This window comes from Microcoleus sp. S13_C3, assembly GCF_036700905.1.
GTDB lineage: Bacteria > Cyanobacteriota > Cyanobacteriia > Cyanobacteriales > Microcoleaceae > Microcoleus.
The window spans coordinates 24,645-50,297 of record NZ_JAUBPT010000032.1 but is presented as its reverse complement, the minus strand read 5'-3'; the positions used below and the strand labels follow the sequence as shown (position 1 = coordinate 50,297).

At 46.7% G+C, this 25,653-nt stretch carries 14 protein-coding genes, 1 tRNA gene and 1 pseudogene; 12 read left to right on the top strand and 4 right to left on the bottom strand.

The features are described from left to right. Positions 1–254: 254 nt before the first annotated feature. The 7 genes from QUA16_RS11695 to QUA16_RS11665 all read left to right on the top strand — a co-directional run bounded on the left by QUA16_RS11695 (position 255) and on the right by QUA16_RS11665 (position 15,724). On the top strand, positions 255–1,166 hold the full coding sequence (locus QUA16_RS11695; RefSeq protein ID WP_333108811.1) for a PilN domain-containing protein: 912 nt from the start codon (positions 255–257) through the stop codon (positions 1,164–1,166). Beyond that, entirely contained in the window at positions 1,163–1,963 is an 801-nt protein-coding gene (locus QUA16_RS11690) for a pilus assembly protein PilO (RefSeq protein ID WP_333108810.1), read from the top strand. The genes QUA16_RS11695 and QUA16_RS11690 overlap by 4 nt, the downstream gene beginning before the upstream one ends. Positions 1,964–2,581: 618 nt before the next feature. Next, entirely contained in the window at positions 2,582–4,984 is a 2,403-nt protein-coding gene (locus QUA16_RS11685) for an AMIN domain-containing protein (RefSeq protein ID WP_333104274.1), read from the top strand. 874 nt (positions 4,985–5,858) lie between these two features. Next, on the top strand, positions 5,859–6,167 hold the full coding sequence (locus QUA16_RS11680) for an HU family DNA-binding protein (RefSeq protein WP_278187376.1): 309 nt from the start codon (positions 5,859–5,861) through the stop codon (positions 6,165–6,167). Between the two features lie 15 nt (positions 6,168–6,182). Then, positions 6,183–7,463 (top strand): threonine-phosphate decarboxylase, encoded by a 1,281-nt coding sequence (locus QUA16_RS11675; protein WP_333104275.1) that lies wholly within the window; start codon positions 6,183–6,185, stop codon positions 7,461–7,463. 416 nt (positions 7,464–7,879) lie between these two features. Continuing rightward, positions 7,880–9,355 (top strand): NAD(P)/FAD-dependent oxidoreductase, encoded by a 1,476-nt coding sequence (locus tag QUA16_RS11670; protein ID WP_333104276.1) that lies wholly within the window; start codon positions 7,880–7,882, stop codon positions 9,353–9,355. A 900-nt stretch (positions 9,356–10,255) separates the two neighbouring features. Next, positions 10,256–15,724, top strand: coding sequence for an AAA family ATPase (locus tag QUA16_RS11665; RefSeq protein WP_333104277.1), 5,469 nt, complete (start codon positions 10,256–10,258; stop codon positions 15,722–15,724). A gap of 416 nt (positions 15,725–16,140) precedes the next feature. Here the strand turns inward: QUA16_RS11665 and QUA16_RS11660 are convergent. The 3 genes from QUA16_RS11660 to QUA16_RS11650 form a co-directional block, all read right to left on the bottom strand. After that, positions 16,141–16,227: transfer RNA gene (locus QUA16_RS11660), tRNA-Ser, on the bottom strand. A 60-nt stretch (positions 16,228–16,287) separates the two neighbouring features. Beyond that, positions 16,288–18,897 carry a ComEC/Rec2 family competence protein gene (locus tag QUA16_RS11655; protein ID WP_333104278.1) on the bottom strand — a complete coding sequence of 870 codons (2,610 nt, stop codon included), beginning with the start codon at positions 18,895–18,897 and terminating at the stop codon, positions 16,288–16,290. Positions 18,898–19,135: 238 nt separating this feature from the next. Continuing rightward, positions 19,136–19,615, bottom strand: a complete 480-nt coding sequence (locus tag QUA16_RS11650; protein ID WP_015176986.1) for a DUF4079 domain-containing protein — start codon at positions 19,613–19,615, stop codon at positions 19,136–19,138. 708 nt (positions 19,616–20,323) lie between these two features. On the opposite strand from QUA16_RS11650, the pseudogene QUA16_RS11645 reads away from it, so the two are divergent. Next, a pseudogene (locus QUA16_RS11645) lies at positions 20,324–21,399 on the top strand (ISKra4 family transposase). 468 nt (positions 21,400–21,867) lie between these two features. Here QUA16_RS11645 and QUA16_RS11640 read toward each other — a convergent pair. Further along, the gene (locus tag QUA16_RS11640; protein ID WP_333104280.1) at positions 21,868–22,845 is read right to left on the bottom strand and encodes a carbohydrate kinase; all 978 of its coding nucleotides are present in this window, start codon (positions 22,843–22,845) and stop codon (positions 21,868–21,870) included. A gap of 219 nt (positions 22,846–23,064) precedes the next feature. On the opposite strand from QUA16_RS11640, the gene QUA16_RS11635 reads away from it, so the two are divergent. The 4 genes from QUA16_RS11635 (at position 23,065) to hisS (ending at position 25,351) form a co-directional block, all read left to right on the top strand. After that, on the top strand, positions 23,065–23,202 hold the full coding sequence (locus tag QUA16_RS11635; protein ID WP_333104281.1) for a hypothetical protein: 138 nt from the start codon (positions 23,065–23,067) through the stop codon (positions 23,200–23,202). Positions 23,203–23,288: 86 nt separating this feature from the next. Then, positions 23,289–23,564, top strand: coding sequence for a photosynthetic electron transport-dependent transcriptional regulator PedR (locus QUA16_RS11630; protein ID WP_006633901.1), 276 nt, complete (start codon positions 23,289–23,291; stop codon positions 23,562–23,564). A gap of 34 nt (positions 23,565–23,598) precedes the next feature. After that, complete coding sequence (locus tag QUA16_RS11625; protein ID WP_333104304.1) at positions 23,599–23,880, top strand: hypothetical protein; 282 nt, start codon at positions 23,599–23,601, stop codon at positions 23,878–23,880. A 193-nt stretch (positions 23,881–24,073) separates the two neighbouring features. Further along, positions 24,074–25,351 (top strand): histidine--tRNA ligase, encoded by a 1,278-nt coding sequence (gene hisS / locus QUA16_RS11620; RefSeq protein ID WP_333104305.1) that lies wholly within the window; start codon positions 24,074–24,076, stop codon positions 25,349–25,351. Positions 25,352–25,653: the final 302 nt, after the last annotated feature.

Genomic DNA, 25,653 nt, shown 5'->3' with positions numbered 1-25,653 from the left:
CTTCAGTAGAAGGCAGAAAGTTGTTTCTTTCTTCCCTAAATAAATCCTTCACTTGTACCAGCAATCTTGGGCTCTGTCTAAAATCTAAAATTTCAAATTTAAATCTATAGCAACAGCCAAAAGAGTTTGGACATTCTTAATTGCTGAAACATAAGCGGTAGATCACTTTTTCCTTCTACCTTGTGCCTTCTACCTTCTACCTTTTACATAGTCCCTTCTTCCTTCTTCCTTCTGCTATAAAATCGAGTGAAGCCATGTACAGCCTAGATATTAATTTTCTCAACGACCGTCCGGACTACAAACCCGTTGCAGCAGCCAAAAGCTCAGCTAAAAAAAGTTCCGGTGGAGCCAAAGACCAACGGCCCCTAATTGGGGCGGCGCTGTTTGCCTTCGGCATCAACGCCGCAGTCATGGGCGCCTGGTGGTCGGCCTATAACGAAAATACCCAGTTGCGAACAAAGCAAGAAAATCTCGACAAAGAACTGGCCCAGTTAAACACTCAAGCCAGCACCATCAAAGCCATCAACGCCGAAACCGACCAAGTTACCGCCGAATACAAAGCATTAGCCGGAGTATTCGACCAAATTAAACCTTGGTCAGCGATGCTGCAAGACCTCAGTGTCCGTACTCCGGCGGGAGTGCAAATTGGCAAAATCGAGCAAATCGACCCAAGTCCCTCCCCCGTTGCAGCAGCACCCCCACCCCCCGCAGCCACCCCCGCAGCCAGCCCGTCCCCAGGGGCGAGTCCGTCCCCAGCCAGCCCTACCCCGGCTGCCGCTCCCCCCCCGCCCGTCGTCCCGCAGCAGGCAGCAAAAGTACAAATTTCAGGGATAGCCAGTACCTTTGCCCAAGTTAACGACTTTATGCTGCTAGTCCAGCGCTCTCCTTTCTTCCTCAACACCAATACCAAACTGATAGCAGCGACCTTAAAAGACAACCCGGCACAAGTACAACTGCGGAACCAAAGTGCAGCAGGAGTAACAGAACTTCCCAAACTGCGGAAAGTAGTGGAATATAAAATTGAAACGACCCTTAGCCCGACGGGGGCCTCCGAGTTGCTCCCCGAGCTGCGAAGCAAGCAAGCAGACGGGCTAGCAATACGGATAGAAACACTTCAAGAAAAAGGAGTGCTAGAACCACAAAAACCAGAGGTGAAAAAACAATGACAGCAAATCAGTTTATTCCCAGCGGCGCACAAGCAGAAGAGACAGGGGCTCAGGAAATATTCGGCATTAAGCTGACACCCCAAGTCCAAGCAATCGGCATCGCGGTTCTCGGCCTCGTCATTGCCGGCGGCCTCGGCTACCAGTTCGTACAGCCAGAATTCCAAACACGCAGCGACATTAAGCAAAAAAATGCCGAAAAAGAGCACACGAGACAGCAATTGAACTCTCTAATTCAAAAAAAGGCAGAAGCAGAAGCAAAGCAAGAAGAAGCAAAACAGCGCCGGGCCAACGTGACGGCAATGTTTGCCAGCGATGCGAGCGCCAACACGCTGCTGCTTGACATGACCCAACTCGTTAATAGAATCAACGCCGGCGTGCAAGGAGATGACTTCAAGGCTAAAATTACCAAATTTGAGCCGGATATGCCCCCAGCAGCAGCAACCGCCGCGCCGGGAGCTCCAGACCCTGATATTCTGGCCGATACCTCCTTCGGGCCGTCCCTGGCTGGCAAGCTCAGACGCAAAAAATTTAAGGTAGAGTTTGAAGGCACTTTCGCTCAAACCCGCAATTTTATGCGTAACTTGGAGTTGATGCAGTCGCTGTTGGTAGTGAAGAATTTGAGATCTGAATTGCTACCATCAACTGGGGCAATTCAAGTTGACTTGGTGAAAGGGAAAATAGTTCCTGTGGAGCAGCCGCCAACTAAAATTAAAACGGCTTTTGAATTGCACGCCCTGCTGCCGTTAAAGCAAGAAGAAAAACCGCCAACTCCAGCTCCGAGTCCTGGTGCTAAGTAGCGGTAGTTGGGCGGATAGATATAGCCTTTCGAGCTCTCATCTGAGGTAATCATGGGCATAGGGCATAGGGCATAGGGCATAGGGCATAGGGCATAGGGCATAGGGCATAGGGCATAGGGCATAGGGCATACCTCACTTTTTTGAGAACCGCTATATTAGCTATTGTTCCCAACTTGCTCTTTCACAAGAAAGGAGAAGGCAGAAGGTGGAATTTTGAAGATTGAAGGTATAAGTCAAAAAATCATGAAGGCCACAAAAATATTTTTTATATGGCACTCAACAATTTGCTCTAAAACCTAATTTCTTCTAATACCAGTTTCTCAAAGTAATGGAACTGTGTAGCAATCCTTGCAGGAGTAGTAAATTTTTTACCCCACCCCAACCCTCCCCTTACAAAGGGGAGGGAGTAAGAAGTACACAAATGATGCGAGGATTGCTGTAGGATAGTTTCTAACCCTTATGTCATCAGTTATTCCCAATCGAAAATCGCCAATCGAAAAGGGCATAACTTCTCCTTTCAAAAAGGCTCGAACCATTGAATATTTTAGTCAGTTTAGCAGCTACCGACAAAAGACTGCGAACAACAAATAAATAACAAAGTGTAGTTGAGGAGAGAACGTGAAACAGCATCTACGGTTAAGTGGAGGACTCTTATGCAGCGTTGCAGGAGTTCTGATCGCGCAAGCCCCCGTCTTGGCAGGGCCGACTCAAGTCACAGGAGTGCAAGTAAGTCAAGGTAATAATGGCGTAAATATTGTCATGGCGACAGAAAAGGGCGATCGCCCGCAAGTTTTCGCCATCAATAACGGCAATACTTACCAAGCCACAATTATCAACACCCAGCTCCGCTTGCCACAAGGCAACAGCTTCCGTCAAGATAACCCCGCTCCGGGAATTTCTTCCGTAGAAATCACCCAGGTAGAGGCTAACAGCATCCGCGTTGTGGTAGCCGGCACCAACGGAGTTCCCAACGGACAAATTGTTCCGGGACAAGGCCAAAGCATCGTCCTCAGCGTTGCCGGACAGGGTGGCACAGCACAGTCTGCCCAAACTCCACCCCCGCCGCCTCCGGGACTGCCGCTGACCCAAACAGCTCCCCGGCCGGCTCCCCAAGTCCGCACCTCGCAAAACCCAGGCGTGCTGCTGCCAAATCCCGAAGTTACTGTTACCAGGAACGATCGCCCGCCCCTCCCCAGCGAAATTCAATCCCAGAGCAATCAGGCTGCGCCTTTCCAACCGCGGGCCGTGGCGCCGCCCTTGGGAGATATCGCGGTGTCTAACATCGCCCCCGGCGTCGGAAATATTGAACTGAGTTCGGGAGAACGCATCCCCCGCTTGGTGTTGCGAGATGCCCCAGTCCGGGACGTTTTGGCTCTGCTGGCTCGCGCTGCGGGCTTGAACATTGCTTTTACAGGCGGTGCTGCCCCTGGTCAACCGGGCCAGCCCGCAGTGCCTGGTCAGCCAGGAGCCTCCGGCTCAGATGAAGGGCCGAAGATTTCTTTGGACATCGAAAATGAGTCGGTGCAAGATGTCTTTAATTACGTGCTGCGGCTCAGCGGGCTGCAAGCTAACCGCCAGGGGCGGACGATTTTTGTAGGGACGAGCTTGCCGATCGACTCCCGCAATATTATCATTCGGACTCTGCGACTCAATCAAGTTCGCTCTACGGATGCAGCTAACTTTTTGAGCGCTCAAGGCGCGGAAACTCAACTGCCGATTACTCGGGTGACGATTCAAAGCGTGGGCCAGGGAAATGCGGCGCGGGATGTGGAAATTAGGGAACCCGACATTAAGGCGATCGGCGCTAGGGAAGGCACCGGGCCGCTCTTGCTGAGGGGACTGTCGGTGCTGGCGGATTCTCGGCTCAATTCCATCACTTTGGTGGGCGACCCGCGCAAAGTTGACATGGCTGTGGCTTTCTTGACACAGCTAGATTTGCGCCGCCGTCAAGTGGCTGTCAACGTCAAGGTGATCGATATCAACTTGTCGGGAAACAACACCAGTAACACCAGCTTCTCTTTCGGGATTAATGACAGTTTCTTCGTCAATGACGGCGGGGCGGCGATCGTCAATTTTGGTGGTATTAATCCGCCCGATAGGAATACTACACTTGGGGGCATCGCTAATCGAGCGATTATTGAGAACCGAGACATTCCCCAAGAATTCAGGGATACTCCTTTCTACGATGCGAACGGCCGGCGTATCGTGCCGTTTACAGGTCAAGGTCGCGATACCGCCGCCAAAGGTGTGTTCCTCCAGCCGACAGCCCCAATTACTAATGACCCCACGCGAGTTGGAATTACGGATTACACTCCAGGCTCGGCGACCGGTTCGGGAGGTGCGCTTTTTGGTCAGTTCCCGCTGTTCCAATATCCAAGACGTTTTCTGTCTAACTTGCAGGCCAGTATTACCAGCCAGAATGCCAAAATCCTGACTGACCCGACTCTGGTTGTCCAAGAAGGGGAAACGGCGAATGTGAATATCACCGAAGAAGTGATTACTAACATTCGATCGGAATCGCAGACAACAGCAGGTCAAACTACCAGAACGGTGACGGCAGAAAAAGGCCAGGCAGGTTTGCGCTTGGGAGTGGCGATCGATCGCATCGACGATAACGGTTTTGTCTCTCTGCGAGTCAACCCAATCGTCAGTGCGATCGGCCCGTCTCGACCCCTGAGCACTGGCGCAGGAGAAAATAACAGTATCACCCTGCTGGCTGAGCGCTCTTTGCAGTCCGGGCTAATTCGCCTGCGGGACGGTCAGACTTTGATTTTATCGGGGATTATCCGCGACCAAGACCGGGTTACAGCGACGAAGATTCCGATTTTAGGAGATTTGCCGATTATCGGTTCGCTGTTCAGGAGCACTAATAAGATCAACGAGCGGGCGGAAGTGATTGTATTGCTGACTCCGCAGATTTTGGATGATAGCGATCGATCGAACTTTGGCTACCAAAACAACATCAGTCCCGACGCGCGCCAACTGTTGCAGCGCAGTCAGCCCGTCCAGCCGAGACAGTAGGAACGAAGGAAAAATGCCTTGCTGTCAACTTTCCACGCTCTTTCCCCTGAGTCCGACACTCCGACAGTCCGACAGGGGTTGAAACCCCTGCCTCAAAGCGAAAGTCCTCTAAAAGAGGACTAAAGAACTCATTAGTCCTCTGCAACAGGACTATAAATAACTCTTTCAGTCGTCTTCAGACGACTTCAGCTATGAGACAGGGACTTCAGTCCCTGGCGGGTTTCGGGAGAAGGAAACAGCCCCGCCTCACGGAGGGCGGTTTCCTTCGACCTAGGGGCAAACCCCCCGTGGTTGCCCCGATACTTGAAACACCGATTCCCTCGTCCGTGGAGGGGGTAGGCACGGGGAGTAGGGGTAGCGCTACCCCTACAAAACGATGATTTCCTTGAGAAGGAAACAGCCCCCCCCACGAGGAAAGAAAGAGGGGAAAGAAACAAGGAAGAAGGAAAAAACTTTTCCTTTAGCCCTTGACAAATTACATTTTATTCCTTCTATTTCTCCTTTTTTTATGCTTTCAAATCCACCGAGGCGAGAAATCTTGTCTCGAAGGTGGTATTTTTTTACCTAAATTTTGGGATTAATTACAAAAATTAGCAAGTTGCATATAAATTAAAGGTTCCACCGATCCATAACGGTCGGCAAGACTTTAGAATAATGCAGTGAAAATTAGATGCTGTGGGGTTTTCAGCAGTTAGAAACAAAAATTCCTTCTCTGACCAATTACCCTAGGGTAATTGGTATTCAGCAGGAGTTGTGATTCGGGGAAGCGGACGGGAGCAATCGGGAACCACCCAAACCTCCCAATCCACACCTCAATCCAGTTGATAACTCACGGCTAATAGTTGAACTAACTCTGTTTAACGTAATTTTGCAAATCCAGAAGGAGTTCGCAATGAACAAAGGTGAATTGGTTGATGCAGTCGCGGAAAAGGCTAGCGTGACGAAAAAACAGGCAGATGCTGTTTTGAGTGCCGCCCTCGAAGCAATCATGGAAGCTGTCTCCGATGGCGACAAGGTGACGCTGGTCGGTTTTGGCTCGTTTGAGTCGCGGGAACGCAAGGCCCGCGAGGGTCGCAATCCCAAAACTGGCGACAAGATGGAAATCCCGGCAACCAGAGTTCCTGCATTTTCCGCAGGGAAGTTGTTTAAGGACAGAGTTGCACCGCCGAAAAACGCAGAATAGCTGGCGAACTGAGTCTTGATTAGACCTTTACACGGTGGGAATTTAGCTTGGGCAGCCGCACTGGCAGGCTGCCCTGCCTCTGCTATTGTCGATTTTTCTGCGAGTATCAGTCCTTTGGGCCCTCCTGAGTCTGCCCTGGCTGCGATTCAAGCTCACTTGAGCAGTCTGACGGCTTACCCAGACCCGGATTATGGGGAACTCAGGACTGCTTTGGGGGAGGCTTTGAATGTTGACCCGGATTGGATTCTGCCGGGGAATGGTTCGGCGGAATTGTTGACTTGGGCGGCTTGGGATTTGTCGAAGCTGGAGGCGACTTATTTGGTGACTCCGGCTTTTGGCGATTACTCGCGGGCTCTTTCGGCTTTCGGCGCGCAGGTGCTGAATTGTCCTTTGGATCTTAAATCTTGCACCATTGTCAAGAACGGGCAAGATGCCCATTCCACAAGAGATGAATTTTGTGGAACAGGCATCTTGCCTGTTCCTAAACAAGTAATTGAGCATGGTGCCACATCTGAGTTGGATCTGAAATCGTTGGACGTTGGGGCAGGAAACGAGTTAGAAACCGATGATTTGTCGGTTTCTAACCGTTCCCTTGTCTCCCCTTCTCTCCGTATCCCAGTTCCTCTTGCTCTCGATGCCCCCTCTCGACGAGGTTTGCTACTGAACAACCCGCACAATCCTACGGGTTTGCTGTTTGCTAGGGAGGCGATTTTGCCTTATGTGAAGCAGTTAGGTATGGTGGTGGTGGATGAGGCCTTTATGGACTTTCTACCGCCTTCTGAGCAGGAAACTTTGATCGATGCTGTTGAGGAGTTTCCGAATTTGGTGATTTTACGATCGCTCACTAAATTCTATTCTCTGCCGGGACTGCGGTTGGGCTGCGCGATCGCCCATCCCGATATTCTCCGCCGCTGGCAGTTACTGCGCGATCCTTGGCCTGTGAATGCTTTGGCTGCTGCTGCTGCTGCTGCTGTGGTGCGAGATACTGTTTTTGAGCGGCAAACTTGGGATTGGCTGCCTGTTGCTCGCCGAGAGTTATTTGATGGTTTGGCTAATTTGCCGGGTTTGCAGCCAATTGCCGGGGCAGCTAATTTCTTGTTGGTTGAGTCGTCGATGTCGGTTTCTTCAATTCAAAAAAGTCTGTTGGAACGACACCGGATTTTGATTCGGGATTGTTTGAGTTTTCCTGAGTTGGGCGATCGGTTTTTTCGGGTGGCTGTGCGCTCCAGGGCGGACAATCTGCGACTGATTGCTGGACTTAAAGAAGTCATTAGTCAGTTGACAGTTGTCAGTTGACAGTTGTCAGTTGACAGTTGACGGTTGACGGTTGACAGTTGACGGTTGACAGTTGTCAGTTGACAGTTGTCAGTTGTCAGTTGACGGTTGACAGTTGACTGTTAACAACCAATAAAAGTTGACAAACTGATTTATTTGTCGTTTGAGCGGACATCCCCAAGAAACCCGGTTTCTATGATAAATCTTGGGTTTTACAGCGAAGTATCTAGGAAGAAACCGGGTTTCTGACCCCGCGCGCCGATCGTCCTAAACTACTAACTAATGACTAATGACTACTAACTAATGACTACTAACTAATGACTACTAACTAATGACTACTGACTAATGACTACTGACTACTGACTAATGACTACTGACTACTGACTACTAACTAATGACTAATGACTACTGACTACTGACTACTGACTTTTTTATTTATGCTTGACTATGATTTAGTGATTATTGGTGGAACTCCGGCCGGACGTTATGCTGCTTTGACTGCAACTAATTTCCCGGCCCGCGTTGCTTTGGTGGAACCGCTAAGTAATTCCCAAGATTTGCCGACTGGGGGCAAAGAGTCGATCGACCTTGGTTTGAGATACAGCCAAACTTTGAGGGAGGCTGCTCGTTTTGCCCAGCAGATCAGCCGCCAGCAGTTGGGGGTTCGCTGGGAAGTCGCCAATTCCTCTATGCCGCTCAAATTGCGGTTTGAGGGGGTTCTCAAGTGGGCAGATGATGTTGTTTCTAATTTGTCAGAAATTGATTCTCTCGGCGTTTTGGCTGCTCGCGGGGTTGATGTTATTTTTGGCAACGGCGAGTTTGTTGCGAAACCGGATTTGGCTTTTGTTGCAGGCGGGCGAAAATTGCGATCGCTATGTTATTTGCTAGCTTGTCCAACTCTGCCGGCGATTCCCAATATTGAAGGACTTTCGTCTGCTGGCTTTTTTACTTCGGAAACTGTCGGGGAATTAGCAAAACTTCCCCAGTTGCCTAAAAGTTTGGCTGTAATCGGTGCCGATCCCAGCGGTGTCGAAGTGGCTCAGACTTTTGCTCGCCTGGGGGTTGCTGTCACTTTGGTGGTGAAAAGTTCGCACATTTTGGCTAAAGAAGACCGGGAGGCTGCTGGTTTGGTGCAAGCTGGAATGGAAGCTGAGGGAGTGCGGATTCTGACTGCTACTGAGGTGACTCAAGCTAGGGTGATTGAGGGTAAAAAGTGGATTCAAGCTGGGCCAAGGGCGATCGAAGCTGAGGAGATTTTTCTGGCTGCGGGTAGAGGACACAATTTTTCCTCGTTAAATCTCGAAGCGGCTAAGGTTAAATTCAGCGATCGGGGGGTGATTTTAAATGAAAAGCTGCAAACAACTAATCACCGCATTTACGCGATCGGTGATGTTGCTGGGGGTTATCCGTTCCCTCACATCGCTAATTACGAAGCTGCGGTTGCTGTGAAAAATGCTTTGTTTTTGCCCCTGTTTCAAATAGATTATCGCGGGATTCCTTGGGCTATTTTTTCTGATCCGCAGTTGGCGAGGGTTGGCTTGACTGAAGCGCAAGCAAGGCGCCGTTTTGGAGACGATCTGATTGTTTGTCGGGAATATTTCAAGAATGTTGAAAGAGCTCAAATGTCCGGGGATACAACTGGTTTTTGTAAGATTGTCGGGCGTCGCAATGGGGAGATGTTGGGAGCGAGTATTGTGGGGCCTCAAGCTGCTGAGTTGATTCACGCGATCGCTTTGGCTGTGCGTCACGGGATGAAGGTTGAGGCGATCGCCCAACTTCCTTATATTTGGTCGAGTTTTTCGGCAATTAACGGTCAAACTGCTGCTGTTTGGGAGTCGCAGCGCTTGGGCCGCAATACTTTTTCGCGCAATTTATGGGAGAATTTGTTTCACTGGCGCAGGTATTGGAAGTAAAAAAATCAAAGGGGTAATTGGTAATTGGTAATTGTAAGTATAGCCTTTCTCATAAAGATGAGGTACTCATGGGCATAGGGCATAGGGCATAGGGCATAGGGCATAGGCCTCCGTGGGTCTAGGGCATACCTCACCACGCTTGAGAACCGCTATATGTGAGTGGCCAAATATAATTGACTTGGGCTAGTTCCATAGTCTGCTCCTGAATTTTGGCATTTAATGCCTGATTCACTTATTAGAGTGGGCAGCTTGTTGTGGCAGTTGGAGAAATAATTCGGCTGGCAATCCCATGAATCCCAATTTATCCCCAATCTGACACACAAACTCAATTTACTCTGCTTCCCGCTTTAAATTCCGCTCCGAATTGTACTAATGACATTAAATTCTCACCTAAACTAGACATTAAGATTTAATAGGCGATCGCATTCAAGTATCGGTTTCAAAAATACTCTTAAGTACCTGATTAGCCTCTTAAATTCCTCTTCTATCACCTACTGTCGTTCAATCAGCATTAGCCTCCCTCATTTTCTACTGAGTCTTAACTCAATTATAAACCAATACGGTTCAGTTAAGCTCGATCCCCCCTAACCCCCCTTAAAAAGGGGAGTAGGGGGTGGGACAAGAACTTACTCAAAGTCAACCCCTACTCCCCAACAATCAGGGGGATGCTGCAAGGGATCTCGCCCGGAATAAATAGTTTTAACCCAAGCGTATTGAATTATAAACAGCTCTTACATAAAACCTTCCACTATTGTTTTAAACTCGTGCTTTCATAAGTTGAGCCACAAAGTATATTAAGAAAAATGTACTTGACTCAATAGCACAGCAGAGCGAGCGAAAATAGTAGATAGTAACTCTAAGAAGCTTCAGCCTTGAAAGAAGCAGTAGGAAGACGTAGATATGGGTAGCATAAAAAATCTTGTTCTAGGATATCAGATTAACGAGCAAATATACGCCGGAAATCGAACTCTAGTTTATCGCGGCTGTCGGTCTTCAGATAGGCAGCCCGTCGCGATCAAATTACTGCGAAATGACTTTCCCAGCTTCAACGAACTGGTTCACTTCCGCAACCAATACGTAATTGCTAAAAACTTAAATATCCCCGGCACTGTCAAGGCATACAGCCTGGAGAGCTATCATAACCGCTATGCTCTGGTGATGGAAGACTTTGGCGGAATTTCCTTATGTAGCTACCTTCCTAGTCTAGCATCCGAGAGCAACGAACCCCTAGAAGGCTTGCCCGTTAACGAGTTTCTTCCTATGGCGATTCAAATTGCCAACGCCCTTGACGGACTTCATCGCCACCACGTCATCCATAAAGACCTCAAGCCCGCCAATATTCTAATTAACCCCACCAGTAAAGAAGTCAAGCTGATTGATTTGAGCATCGCTTCCCTGCTGCCGCGCGAAACCCAAGAAATTCAAAATCCCAATGTCCTAGAAGGCACTTTACCCTACATATCTCCCGAACAAACTGGGCGAATGAACCGAGGCATTGATTACCGCACAGATTTCTACTCGCTGGGAGTCACATTCTACGAACTGCTGACGAGACAGTTGCCTTTCCAAAGCGAAGATCCGATAGAGTTAGTACACTGTCACCTTGCCCAGCAGCCTATTGCAGTCCATCACCTGAACAAAAGCGTTCCATTGGTGCTGTCTGAAATTGTGAGCAAACTGATGGCAAAGAATGCTGAAGATAGGTATCAAAGTGCGATCGGACTCAAGTTTGATTTGGAAACTTGTTTGCACGAGTGGCAAGAGACAGGAGCGCTGACTAACTTTAACATAGGGGAGCGAGATTTGTGCGATCGCTTCATAATCCCAGAAAAGTTGTACGGTAGAGAAAGCGAAGTATTCTCCCTGCTATCGGCCTTCGAGCGCGTCAGTGCCGGAAGCACCGAAATGATGCTCGTTGCCGGTTTCTCAGGCATTGGCAAAACCGCTGTCGTTAACGAAGTTCACAAACCAATTGTGAGACAGCGAGGCTACTTTATTAAAGGAAAATTCGACCAATTTCAACGCACCCTTCCCTTTACAGTATTTGTCCAAGCTTTTCGCGATTTAATGGGACAACTGCTCTCGGAAACCGATGCAAAAGTTGAACAATGGAAGTTGGAAATTTTGGCGGCTTTGGGCGAGAATGCTCAGGTGATAGTTGAAGTCATTCCTGAACTCGAGCGTATTATCGGACAGCAAGCGCCCGTCCCCGAACTTTCGGGAAGTGCTGGGCAAAATCGCTTCAATTTGTTGTTTGAAAAATTCATTCAAGTCTTCACAACAAAAGACCATCCTGTAGTGCTTTTCTTGGACGATTTGCAATGGGCAGACTCAGCATCGTTAAAATTAATTCAACTGCTGATGAGCGACGTTGATAACTGCTATCTCTTATTAATTGGAGCTTATCGGGATAACGAAGTTTTTCCCGCACATCCATTGATGCTGACCTTAGCAGAGATTCAGAAAACTGAAGCAAAGGTGAATACTATTACCTTAGCACCACTTGATCGAGCCGACGTAAATTGTTTAGTTGCCGATACTCTAGCTTGTTCTACAGCGTTGGCTCAGCCTTTGACAGAACTCGTTTATCAGAAAACCCAAGGCAATCCCTTTTTCAGCACACAATTCCTCAAATCTTTGCATGAAGATGGGCTAATTGAATTTAATTTTGAAGCTCGGTATTGGCAGTGCGATATTGCCCGAGTGCGAACCTTGGCACTAACAGATGATGTAGTAGAATTTATGGCACTTCAGTTGCGAAAGTTGCCAGCCCAGACCCAGGAAGTTTTAAAGTTAGCTGCTTGTATTGGCAATCAGTTCGATTTGGCGACGTTAGCAATTGTTGATGAAAATTCGCCAACCGAAACCGCATCTGCTTTATGGAATGCACTACAAGACGGGCTAATTTTACCCATTAGCGAAGTTTATAAGTTTTATCAACCAGAGGGAAATAGCGAATCGGTAATCGGTAATATCAAGAAATCTGACCAATTACTAATTACCCAGGATCAATTACCCAAATATAATTTTTTACACGATCGCGTTCAACAAGCTGCTTATTCTCTGATTCCTGAAGACCAAAAGCGCTCTACTCACTTAAAAATCGGTCAACTGTTATTAAAGAATACGCCAGAAGCCGATCGAGAAGAAAGAATTTTTGATATTGTCAATCACTTAAATGTGGGAGTTGAGCTAATTACCCAGGAGGCAGAACGGGAACAATTAGCACGATTGAATCTGGTTGCTGGAAAGAAAGCCAAAGCTGCTACCGCTTATGCTGCTGCGGTTGAAGATTTCAAGGTTGGCCAGGAATTACTGACAGAAAATAGTTGGCATAGTCAATACGAACTAACATTAGCGCTGTATACAGAAGCAGCAGCGGCGGCATATCTAAATGGTGATTTTGACCAGATGGAAAAATTAGCATCTGTCGTGGAAAACGGCGCCAAAACGCTAGGGGACAAAGTGAAGCTATATGAAGTCCAAATTCAAGCTTATATGGCGCAAAATAAGCTACAGGAAGCGCTGAATACAGGGTTGCCAGTCTTAAAGCAGTTGGGGGTAGAGTTTCCCTCCGAGCCAAATTTATCTGATATTGGACAGGCACTAGGAGAAACCGCGTCAATTTTGAGCGGAAAGGGAACTGAGGACTTAATTGATCTCCCTCTGATGACAGATCCTCAACAAATAGCAACTATAACGATTCTGTCAAGCCTATTTACTCCTGCCTACCTAGCGCTGCCGCCACTCGCGCCTTTGGTAGTTTGCAAACAGGTCAATTTATCTGTCCAATATGGCAATGCTTCTTTGTCTCCCTATGCTTTTGTCATATATAGTTTTCTTCTCTGTGGCATGGGAGATATTGAGCGGGGCTATCAGTTCGGTCAACTGGCTTTACGTCTATTGTCAAAGTTGAATGCCAAAGAAATCCAAGCCAAGACATCCGCAATGGTGCATTCTTGTATTCAACCTTGGAAAGAACACTTCAGAAATAGTTTAAAACCTTTGCTGTCAGATTATACTTGTGGGCTGGAAACCGGAGAGTTAGAATTTGCTGGTTATGCTATCTTTCACTACAGTTATTACTCGTATTTTGTTGGCAAGCAACTAACGCAACTCGAACCAGAAATAGCAACCTACGCAGATGCCGTTAGTAAAATTCACCAGGAAGCCCCACTTTCTTATCAGAAAATTTGTTGGCAAGCCGTTTTGAACTTGATAGGAAGATCGCCAGACCCATGCCATTTAAATGGAGAAGCCTACGACGAAGAGACAATGTTGCAACTGTATCATGGAACCAATAACTACCTAGGGATTCATTACTTATACTTGCATCAACTTGTGCTTTGTTATCTGTTTGAAAATTACCCAGAAGCTTTTAAAAGTAGCGCTCAAATAGAAAGTTATTTGAGCGCAGCTTCAGGGCTGATAACTGTTGCTATCTTTCATTTCTACGATTCTTTGGTGCGGTTGGCAGTGTATTCTGACACTCCACAGTCAGAACAACAGAAACTTCTCGACAGAGTACAAGCTAATCAAGAAAAAATGCAACAGTGGGCGCATCATGCCCCCATGAATCATCTGCATAAATTCTATCTAGTTGAGGCAGAACGGCATCGGGTTTTAAACCAAAAAATAGAAGCGGTCGAGATGTATGACAAGGCTATTGCCCTCGCCCAAGAAAACGAGTACATCAACGAAGAAGCAGTTGCTCACGAACTCGCTGCAAAATTCTACTTAGAATGGGGCAAGGAAAAACTGGCAAAACCATATTTAATTGATGCTTACTATGCTTACGCAAAGTGGGGAGCCAAAGCCAAGATTGACCATCTAGAACAGCGCTACCCCGAATTGCTTGCTGTGATCCTGCAACAGGAGCGAACTCGCCAGAATCCGACCGAAACAACTCACACCTCCAGCAGTGAATCATCTCTATCTAACACCAATAGAACAATTATCGGTAGCACCAGCAGTTTGGAGTTAGTAGATTTGCCGACAGTTATCAAAGCTTTTCAAGCTCTTTCCAGTGAAATAGAACTAGAGCAATTGCTAACTACTTTGATGCAAGTAGTAGTGCAAAATGCCGGAGCACAAACCGGAGCATTAATGTTGGAGGAAGGAGGAAAGTGGAGAGTTGCCGTACACTGTACAAATCGCCAAGATTGTGACTTGGAATCACTTCTAGTTGAAGAAAGCAAAGCAATTCCTCTGAACATCATTAACTACGTCAAACGTACAAAAGAAATCCTGGTATTCGATCGTGCCAACACTCAAACCACCTGGGCGGGCGATCCTTACATCATTGAGCACCAACCCAAGAGCGTTTTATGCACTCCGATTCTCCATCAAGGCAAAGTAATGGGGATTCTCTATTTAGAGAATAATCTCACAACGGGGGCGTTTACGTGCGATCGCGTCGCCATCCTCAATATCCTGTGCTCCCAAGCAGCAATTTCCTTACAGAATGCCCGACTGTATCAACAATCCCAGGAATATGCCCAAAAACTAGAGCAGTCTCTCCACAATCTTAAACAGATGCAGTTGCAATTGGTGCAGGGTGAGAAGATGTCTGCTCTGGGAAATTTAGTCGCTGGTGTAGCCCACGAAATTAACAATCCCGTAGGCTTTATCGCCGGCAACTTGCAACCTGCTCAAGAATACGTGGGGGATTTATTCAATTTGATTGATTTGTATCAAGAAAAATTTCCCAATCCCGGAGGGGAAATTGAAACAGAAATTGAGGATATGGACTTGGAGTATTTGCGAGAAGATTTGCCCAAATTGATTGGCTCGATGAAGGAAGGAGTTGAGCGCATTCGCAATATCAGTACGAGTTTGAGAACGTTTTCTAGGGCGGATAGCGATCGACCAGTTTCTTTCAATATTCACGACGGACTAGAGAGCACTCTGCTAATTCTCAAGCACCGTTTAAAAGCCAGCGAGTTCCGCCCTGCCATTGAAATTGTGAAAGAGTATGGTGATTTGCCCCTAGTGAAATGCTTTCCCGGACAGTTAAACCAGGTATTTATGAATGTGCTGGCTAATGCCATTGATGCTCTGGATGAGTCCAATAAGGGGCGGAGTTTTAGTGAAATTAAAGCCCTACCTAATCAAATCACGGTTCAAACTCTTCTGAGCGAAGACAACAATCAGGTTGTGATTCGCATTAAGGATAATGGAGTGGGGATGTCGGAAGAAGTCAAGGAAAACATCTTTAACCACTTATTCACTACCAAGTCGGTGGGTCAAGGAACTGGATTAGGATTGTCTATAGCCCACCAAATTGTTGTGGAAAAACATGGAGGTACGTTACTCGTGAATTCTTTTTTGGGCCAGGGTTCGGAGTTTGTGATTTCTATTCCGGCGTGAGCAATTCGTAGTAGGGATCTAGCGCAATTAGTGCCGCCTCGCAACTACGAGCCACGTTATTAGAAGAAACAGGAAACGGGGCACGGGGAACGAGCAATAGGCTAGGAGTTTTCGTGTTCGGAACTAGCGACTATGGACTAGGGAAACAAAGAATCTCGACTAATTCCCCCATCCTCCGCCCGCACCTTATTGGTGATTGAGACAGCGGTTTGCAACCGCCCGCTTTACCAACTCTCTTCGCTTTTTTTGTGCCCGGTTTTGAGTTAAGAGTTCCCTGGAGATTTTCAGCCTCTACCTTACCGAAATGAAAGCAGCTATCATGCTACTGAGATTGGGGAGTTGAATTTCATAATATGATAAGGTGCGCGCACCCTAGGTTAATAAGGTGCGCGCTTGACGCTTGACGCTGAGATGTACGGAGAGGGTGGGATTTGAACCCACGTTAGAGTCACCCCTAAAGTAAATTTCGAGTTTACCGCATTCAACCGCTCTGCCACCTCTCCAATTAATTTGAGATGCGAGCTAAAATTATATTACCGCACAGTGCACCACATTGTAAATCTTTATAAAAAAGAAGTTTGATTTTCTTCAGATTCCAAAGTGGTCTTAAATCCCCCTGCGGGAGTCCACTGCAGGGCTCCGTCGCGCCCTGTCCAGAATATCTGCGTTTTGGTTTGGCGCAGTTGGGCTGCGGTTTCTGGGTCGATTTCGTTAGCAGAGGCGATCGCCACTTGCGGCCCAACCGCGCTTAATAACTCAGCCGTCAGGGCTTTTCCTGACCACCACAGCACTTGAGCCGGCTTCAAGGTTCCCGTTGCGGCCAATTTTTTTTGCGCTTCCGGTGTCATTTCACCGATGAGCAACCAAGTTCGATTTCCCACCAGGAATTCTACCACGGGAATCTCCGCATTCACCAACTGCAACCGCGTCGAACCCAGATCAACTGTACTGTTAGTTTCTAAAGGAAAGTAAACGCCTTGGCGAGATTGCACAGCCGTTATAAATTCCTGATTGCTGCCACGGTGAATTTGTTTCGGAGCAGGGTTATCATAAAATGTTTTAATTGGCAAGCGTTCTAGTAATTTTCCCCAACCACTGCTCAAACCTAAATGACTGTGAGTGGCGATCGCAAAATTCACAGAATTAACTCCTTGCTGCTGCAAAAAAGGCAACACTGTAAACCTTACGGTATTTTCATCACCGCTATTAATTAGCGCCACTTTTCCCCTATCTTGAATTACTAACACAGGCTCACCAGATGTCGCCAGCAAAGTAACTTGAAATAAAGATGCTTGAACGTGCCAAGCTGGCAAAACTATGATACTTATTCCCGCCACCAGCGCCAGCGGTAAAATCCAAGCAGATGAAAAACTCGGCAGTTCAATAACTCTGCTTTTCCCCTTCTTCCCTTTCCCCTTTTCCTGGTTTTTTCCTCTGACTGCTTCCGGCTTCCGTCTTTTTTCTTCCTTCCTCCTTCTATCCGTTACATCCGTTACAGAATCCGTTGCCGAACTTCCCCCCATCCAAACCCAGCAAATTAAACTGTAAAGCGCGATTAGCTGAAACACCGATACTTGACCGACAGCTACCGAATTACCGGGTAATTGCGAGAAATATTGGGCGATCGCAATTAACCCTTTTGCCGGATAGTCCAGCAGTTGCGCTAAAATACTGCCAGCGGGCGGAAAAATCAATCCAGCTAAAGCGCTAACCATCCCCCCAATACTCAAAATCCACAGCAAAGGAGCCGCAATAATATTAACTAAAATGCTGTAAGGTGATACCACACTAAAAACGTAAAGTAGCAGCGGCAGAACCCAAATTGAAGCTGCGATCGGAACCACAACAATCGAAGCGATCGCGGGCGGCATCCATTCCAACTTTGCCATCAGCGGCGGCGTTGTCACGATTAACCCCAAAGTTGCCAAAAAACTCAGTTGGAAACCTAAATCCCAAATCCACAAAGGGTTAACCAGAAGTAAAATAGTAGCAGCAATTAACAGCAATCCCAGCGGCTTAACTTGGCGGTTCAGCACCAAAGCAAATAGTGTTCCAAATCCCATTAAAGCGGCGCGGCATACTGAAGCTTCAAAGCCGGTTAATCCCACGAGGAAAAATAAAGCACCGACGCCAAAGCTAAATTGTAATTGTTTGGAAAAACGCCTGGTTAAAGCTAGAACTAAAGCCAAAACCATCGAAACTTGAGTGCCGGAAGCTGCGATCGCGTGGGCCACTCCAGCCTGCACAAAAGAGTCGCGGATGTTGTAAGGTAAATCTACTGCTTGTTTGCCGAGGGCGATCGCACTGATCAAGGGCCCTTCGGGAACATTTAACTGTGATAGTTGCGATCGCACGATCCGCTGCCGCATCGCTTGAATTTTCGATGGCTGCATCCCGCTTGGTTCCAAGAAAGCAGCCGTTTGGCTGTTAACTCGATTTACATCCGCGATCGCCTTTTCTCTCTTCCAGTCAATTTGACGGCCTTTGAGCCCTACAAAAGCCCCTTCTCTGGCTAAATATGTTTGAAAATCAAAAGCCCCCGGATTTGACGGTGGCTGCGGTTTGTACAAGGATCCCACAACTGCGATCGTATTGTCGGCGTACAAACCTGTTGCTTGCAGCAGGGGCACTGTAACGTAGAGTTTGCCGGATACTGGGCGGTTGACAACTACTCCTCCCTCGCCGCCGTTGATTTCGCTAACTAAATCTGTTTCTAGCCAAAATTGCGATCGACCCGATCGAGTCAATCGGGGCGTACTGACAACTCTACCGCGAACTGTCACTGCCACTTCTTGAGTGTTTCCAACCGCCGGAATCAGTTTGCTGATGTCATCTATTGCCGGTTGGGGCGATCGAACTGCAAAATAAACGCTAGCTAGAAAAGCCACCAAACCCGCAACTGCCCACACCCATTTCCCTCGCGGCAGCATCTCCAACAAACTCAACTCTTCCCTCGCATCTAAGGGTGCTTCAAGAGCATTTTCTTTTTGTCTGCTGCGTCTTTTTTTAGTAACTTGGACAGAATTTTTAGTATATTTTCGCAACAATTTCGGCAGGGCGATCGCTACCGCTATTCCCAAAGCAAGTATCGCGTATCTACCCCAAGAAACCGCTGTAGAAATCAATCCCAAAATGTAGGCAAGACAGAAAATGACACCCGTTGCTTGATTCATTAATTAGCAAGTAATTAGCAATTTTTACTGTCAAAAGTAGAGTTGGTTTCAGTCCAGAACACATAATATCAATTCCGGTTATATCGGAATGATTTAACCACAGAGAACGCAGAGAACGCAGAGGAAGAGAAGAGAGAGAGACGAATAATGCCGATGAAGAGAGGATTTCATATAACCTCTGTATGTAGGGTACACATTGCGACCCTACATATACTACCACTGCCTGATAAGTCTTCTTCTAAATAGACAGCCCCAATTTTAAACCGAAAGCCGCGTGCAGCACCATAAGTGCAAGGGCCGTCGTGCCTAAATAAGCGTGAACCGCGCGCAGTGCTAGCTTATTGCCCCCAAAACCCGTCAGCGAAATCAAGCTGCCCACAGCCAGCAAAACCAGCACTGCCGAACCCGTCCAAAAATGCGGGCTCTCCATGACTGGCTGGTGCTGCATCACCAGCGACAGCAAGCCGCCTGTATAGCCCAAAGCTAAAAACAGAAACATCCACGGTGCAAGCTTGCGGTGATCCGAGCGACTTTTGAGTGCGACATCTTTATCTGTGGCCAAACGTCCCTGCCATCCCGTATACCCGACAAAACTGCCCATCGCCACTACCACGATCCCCATCATTACAGGGTGTCCCCAATGGGTAATTGGTTCGGGAATTCCTAGACTGCGAAATTGACTGGCGATGGGTTCTAGTAGTTCGCTTAAATTTACCATTTGATACTGACTCCAAACTTGGCGATAAATATTTTCGGACTAATCATTAAAATATTATAAAATATTAGTGTAGCAAGTGCGATCGCGACTTCAACTAAAACAGCAGGAGTCCCGCACTCTAACGGTACCCCGTTGAGTGTCGGGAGGAATGCGCGTGAGGCTCAAGAGCTGAACAAATTATCTATAAACGCAACAGAATTTATTCAATACGTGATACACTCTTGTCATGAAACAAGTCCTGACAGTATCTACAGGAATCAGGGTAATCGACCGGACATGATATGATGTGTGGTTAATTGCCCACAATAAAACCTATAGCGATTCTAAATGAATTGTGTAATTGTTGTAGGGGCAAACCCCCCGTGGTTGCTCCGATCCGTGGGGGGTAGGCACGGGGAGTAGGGGTAGCACTACCCCTACATATTTTTACAACTGATGCGAGGATTGCTATATAATACTAAATCGGGCTTAAATACCAGTTTATTTCGGGAGCGTGTCACTTTTGCGATAAGTAAGTAGTAGGACACAATTAATTACACAAAAATTTGGGCTACAAGCCTTGTCTAGTAAAGAATCAGCAAAAAATCAGTGTGTAATTAATTCTGTCCAATTACTTATAAATACTCATAATAAGTAGGGCAAAGGTTTTGAGCTATTGTTGGCAAAATCAGCGAAAATAATGATGTCTTAATTAGTGGCGATTGAACGATGACTCCCGAACAACAACAGGCGATTCAAACATATGTAGAGGCTATTTCGGCAATCCTGTATGCTGATTGTGACCCGAAATCGTTGAAAACATTAGAAGATATTGAGATCACGGTTAAAGATAAGGTGTTAACTCATGTGACACCGCAGATCGGAATTTTTTTATCTACTCAGCGAGCGGGACAAAAGCCGGAAGGGTAAAGAGATTAAAAAGTACATTAGGTGATTTAAGCATCACCCAAAAGCAAGCAGATAAACTAGGGTGTGGGAGTAGAAGTAGATTAAGTCCACATTTAGAGAACTGTTGTTTAAGACTGAGTGCTAACGTTGCGTATCAAAATGCAGCCAAAGATATTGAATACATAACAGGGATTACGGTTCCAGCTAAGACACAACAAAGATTAGTACATTATCAAGAATTTGAGCAGCCCATCGCAACAGCAGATATTACGGAGTTAAGTGTAGATGGTGGAAAAGCACGATTGATCACACCACTCGGAGAAAAATCGGAGTGGAAAGATTATAAAGCAATTGTGTCAGAAGCAGGGATAGTAGGTAGTTTTGACCAAAATGAGATGATCGTTAATTGGGCAAATCAACAGCCACTAGCAAAACCAGTAACTTGTCAGACGGTGATGGACATGATGGCGTATGGAATATATTCAAGGAAATTAGTTGTGAACAGGACAGAAGAGAAATTATGGACTGGTATCATTTGAATGAAAATCTTCAGAAAGTAGGCGGTTCAATTAAGCGATTGAAGCAAGCAGAAACATATTTATGGAAAGGAAATGTAAAAAGTGCAAAAGCACTATTTACAGAGTTAAAGAAAAAAACAGCAGTTAATTTTTGCAACTATTTAGAAAAGCACAAAGAAAGAATTATTAATTACGAAGTTTGCCTTCATAGATGAAATATGTTCAATTGGCTCTGGCGCAGTAGAATCAGGAATTAAGCAAATAGCTAGACGAATTAAAATATCTGGAGCAAGTTGGAAATCAGAACATATTGGGCAGGTATTGGCTCATCGATGTGCTTACTTAAATGGCTTAATTGGTAAGCGAAGAAATGTTTAAGTATAAATACTCATCGCAAAAGTGACACGCTCCCGTTTATTTCTTACTCCCTCTTAACTAGGGCGAGAGTTTGTATAGTAGCGAGTTTAATCGCCAAGTCTTATATAGCAATCCTAAATGATTCAGATAAATTTGTAGGGGTAGTGCTCAGAGTGCCTACCCCCTATCTATCGAGCAACCGGGCGTGGGATTGCCCCTACAATAATAATGCAAATGATTTAGGATTGCTATAACAGTTACTTTTTTCCTAGCAATCGGGTTTCTGAACCAAATTTAGCCCCCTCCCCGTTTTGGGGCAGGGCTGTTTCATTCTCTTGTAGGGGCAATCCCACGCCCGGTTGCCCCGATATTTGAAACATTGATTTCATCGTCCGTGGGGGGGCGGGCATTCTTGGCACCGCCCCTACAAAAGCCAGATTTTCGTGAGAATGAAACAGCCCTGCGTTTTGGGGGGAGAGGTTTTGCCTGCTAATTTTTGTACAAATACAAGAAAGCTTCTACTTCAGCGGCGGTTGGTTGAGCCGCAATTGCACCCGGTTTCATCGCTGTCATCGAACCTACCGCACTCGCATAAGTTATAACTTTTTTGGTTATTTCTGGAGTGGCTAAACTCTTAATTCCCACCTTGCATAATTGGCTGACAAAACCAGCCAGAAAACCGTCGCCGGCACCTGTTGTATCCTCAACATCTACTGTAAATGCGGGGATTTTTCCTTCATTTTCCGAGATACAATAAGCGCAACCTTTCTCGCCCGCAGTTACCAAAACGCCTTCTACGGAATCGAGACGGTAGGTAATAGCTCCAGCATCGTTAGTGTCAAACAACCATTCGGCTTCTTCCTCAGATAACTTGACAAAATCAACTTTTTTTAATATTTTTCTAATGTGCGCTTTTGCTTCGTCTGGATTTGGCCAAAACACGGGACGCCAATTGATGTCAAGTATAATTTTAACGTCGTACTTTTCTGCTAGTTCGATCGCTCGGACGATCGCCTCTCGACTTTCAGGATAAGCTAATTCTAAAGTACCTAGCACTAAATATTCGGCATTTTCAAACAGCACTTCGGGTAGTTGTGCAGCAAGGATGCGGGTGTCGGCAAAATCCGCAGTATCAAATTCGCCAAAACCGGCAAAAGATCGATCGCCCGCTTGATTCCGCAAGACATAAACTTGCCGCGTCGGCGCACTTGGATGTCGCTGCACTCCAGCAATATCAACCCCTACTTCTTGCAATACCTGCACTAGGGAATTCCCCAATTCATCCCCACCTACAGCACCGATAAATCCCGCCGCCGTCCCCAATTTAACCAAAGCACAGGCAACATTAGCAGGAGCACCGCCGGGATAGGCCGTCCAAGATTCTACCTCTTCGAGAGATACTCCTGGTTTGTCTGCTAAACAATCAAATAAAACTTCACCCAGACACAAAACGCGAGGATAAGTCATATCTATTTTAGATTTGAGATTTGAGATTTTAGACCAGCAGTAGACAGGTCAATAATGATTTTTAACCCATCCCAGAAAAATTGCCAGCTATTTTTTTATTGCTGCTCCTATAATATCAGACTTACTGATACTCGCAGTTACTCGCTCAACGGACAAGTGCAGTGCGGGCGTATCAGTTGTTTTACCTGAAAACATCTGCGGGTTTGGCCCGGATGTCAGATGCGCGCAGGTAAAGGGATCGCCCGCCGCCCTCCGGTGCCAGCAGTGCAAGTCCGTGCGGGTCATGCTGTGTCGGCGCTGAGTTTGCACTTTTTGCGATTCTACAAGCGAGTTGGTGCTTCGGGGCCGAAAGAGTAGCACAGCAAATTTAATTTGCTCTTCATACTTTATCCCTCATCCTCTAGAATTGTAGATAGGTAAATATGCAGACATAGGAAAAATTTATGAGTGGGATTGTCTCTGGAACCCCTGTCACCCTGTCGGACAGAGAATTGCAAGTGGTAGAGTTAGTAGCGGCGGGATTGACTAATGAGAAAATCGCCGAAAAGTTAGAGATTAGCAAGCGTACAGTTGACAACCACATTAGCAATATCTTGAACAAGACGCGCGCTGACAATCGAGTTACCCTTGTACGCTGGGCGTTGCAGTGGGGAAAGGTATGTTTGGACAATATTAACTGCTGTCCTCTACCGCGGCCGATCGATAAAGAAGTATCTTAAGTAGGGGTTCTGGTTGGGGACAGGCAAAGAAATGATGCAAACGGCACAAGAAAAACAACTCCGCTATCACATTCAATCCCCTGGATTGCCGCTGGCGGTGTATCGCGAAGTGGCGACCCATTTGCGTCAAGTTGAAGGGGTGCAAACCGGTTTAATCCTGCAGCAGTCGCAGCGGTTTGATTACAGTGACAGCCAAATTGGGGGTTTGTGGATACAGTATCCTGAAGCGTTCGATTTGGCAGGTCGCGAGCGAGTCGATCGCATTTTGGCTTATTATGGCGATCGTTACGGAGCCTGGGAATTATTAAGTCATTAGTTATGGGGAATTGGGCATCGGGCATTGGGAATTGGGCATTGGGCATTAATTACGAGCGCCTACAACGAACAAAAAACCTGCAAATAAAAACCAAAAACCAAAAACCAAAAACCAAAAAATAACCGCTAACTAATGACTAATGACTACTGACTAATGACTACTGACTAATGACTACTGACTAATGACTAACAAAATGAGTGCAATTAAAACTTTACCGGGAACGCGGGATATTTTGCCCGCTGAAATTCAATACTGGCAAAATATAGAAGAAGTCGCTAGAACAATATTGAAAAAAGCGGCTTATCGGGAAATTCGGACGCCGATATTTGAACAGACATCTTTATTTGAACGCGGCATTGGGGAAGCTACCGATGTCGTGGGTAAGGAAATGTACACTTTTAAAGATAAGGGCGATCGATCGACTACTTTGCGTCCAGAAGGCACAGCCGGGGTAGTCCGAGCTTTTATTCAACACAGTTTGTACGCGGCTGGTGACGTGCAGCGTCTGTGGTATGCTGGGCCGATGTTTCGCTACGAAGGCACGCAAGACGGAAGACAGCGGCAGTTTAATCAAATTGGCGTGGAAGTCTTGGGGAGTGCGAATCCTCGTGCGGATGTCGAGGTAATTGCGATCGCCTGCGATATCCTGCAAACCCTCGGTTTAAAAAATTTGCGCCTCGATATTAATTCTGTCGGAAATAAGCAAGACAGACAAAATTATCGGCAAGATTTGATCGATTATTTTACACCGCACAAAGACGAATTAGACGCGGATTCTCAAGACCGTTTGACTCGAAACCCGCTGCGGATTTTGGACAGCAAAAATCAGCGCACTCAAGAAATTGTAGCTGGTGCGCCGAGTATTTTGGACTATTTGGGAGAGGAATCGCGATCGCACTTCGAGCAAGTGCAGCTTATGCTCACAAATTTAGGAATTAGCTATCAGTTAAATCCCCGATTAGTGCGCGGTTTAGATTACTATACCAACACCGCATTTGAAATTATCTCCGACGATTTGGGAGCGCAATCAACAGTTTGCGGAGGCGGCCGCTACGACGGTTTAGTAAAGGAATTGGGCGGCCCAGATACGGCGGCAGTCGGTTGGGCAATGGGTATCGAAAGGTTGATTATCCTGCTGCAAAAGTTGCCACCTTTGCCCGCGCCGAAGTTAGATTTTTATTTGGTATCCAGGGGCGAAAAAGCAGAACAGCAATCGGTATTGTTAGCTCAAAAATTGCGAAGTGTCGGGTTTAGTGTAGAGATAGATTTGAGTGCTAGTCCTTTCAAGAAACAGTTTAAAAGAGCCGATCGCAGCGGTGCGGTTGCGTGTTTAGTTTTGGGAGATACCGAAGCAGAAAACGAAACAGTACAATTGAAGTGGTTGGCGAGTGGTGAACAAAGTGCGATCGCCCAATCGGAACTACTAGCCATGACAAACGACCTACAGCAGAAGATCATAGCTGCATATTAAGTCCGGCAGGGAATGAATTCCCTGCCTCAAAGCTAAAGTCCTCGCTATGAGGACTAATTATAGCCTTTCTCAAAAAGGTGAGGTACGAATTTTGACCTAGAAAGCTTGAGAATACAGGGTTTCTGTATACCTCATTTATCTGAAAACCGCTATATTTTAACAGTTTTCTTCTCAGTCCTCTTAAGAGGACTTTCGCTATTAGCCAGGGGTTTCAACCCCTGGCGGACTGTCGGCTTAAGTCGTTACTAATTGACTCTGCCCGGTAACGCATATCCAGAGGCTCTGCCTCGTCATTAAGCCAT

Excerpts from the sequence above, each read along its gene's own strand:
- QUA16_RS11670 (WP_333104276.1), top strand. The coding sequence starts at position 7,880 with ATGCTTGACTATGATTTAGTGATTATTGGTGGAACTCCGGCCGGACGT.
- QUA16_RS11655 (WP_333104278.1), bottom strand. The coding sequence starts at position 18,897 with ATGAATCAAGCAACGGGTGTCATTTTCTGTCTTGCCTACATTTTGGGA.
- QUA16_RS11690 (WP_333108810.1), top strand. The coding sequence starts at position 1,163 with ATGACAGCAAATCAGTTTATTCCCAGCGGCGCACAAGCAGAAGAGACA.
- QUA16_RS11635 (WP_333104281.1), top strand. The coding sequence starts at position 23,065 with ATGCGCGCAGGTAAAGGGATCGCCCGCCGCCCTCCGGTGCCAGCAGTG.
- QUA16_RS11695 (WP_333108811.1), top strand. The coding sequence starts at position 255 with ATGTACAGCCTAGATATTAATTTTCTCAACGACCGTCCGGACTACAAA.
- QUA16_RS11630 (WP_006633901.1), top strand. The coding sequence starts at position 23,289 with ATGAGTGGGATTGTCTCTGGAACCCCTGTCACCCTGTCGGACAGAGAA.
- QUA16_RS11650 (WP_015176986.1), bottom strand. The coding sequence starts at position 19,615 with ATGGTAAATTTAAGCGAACTACTAGAACCCATCGCCAGTCAATTTCGC.
- QUA16_RS11640 (WP_333104280.1), bottom strand. The coding sequence starts at position 22,845 with ATGACTTATCCTCGCGTTTTGTGTCTGGGTGAAGTTTTATTTGATTGT.
- hisS (WP_333104305.1), top strand. The coding sequence starts at position 24,074 with ATGAGTGCAATTAAAACTTTACCGGGAACGCGGGATATTTTGCCCGCT.
- QUA16_RS11625 (WP_333104304.1), top strand. The coding sequence starts at position 23,599 with ATGCAAACGGCACAAGAAAAACAACTCCGCTATCACATTCAATCCCCT.
- QUA16_RS11665 (WP_333104277.1), top strand. The coding sequence starts at position 10,256 with ATGGGTAGCATAAAAAATCTTGTTCTAGGATATCAGATTAACGAGCAA.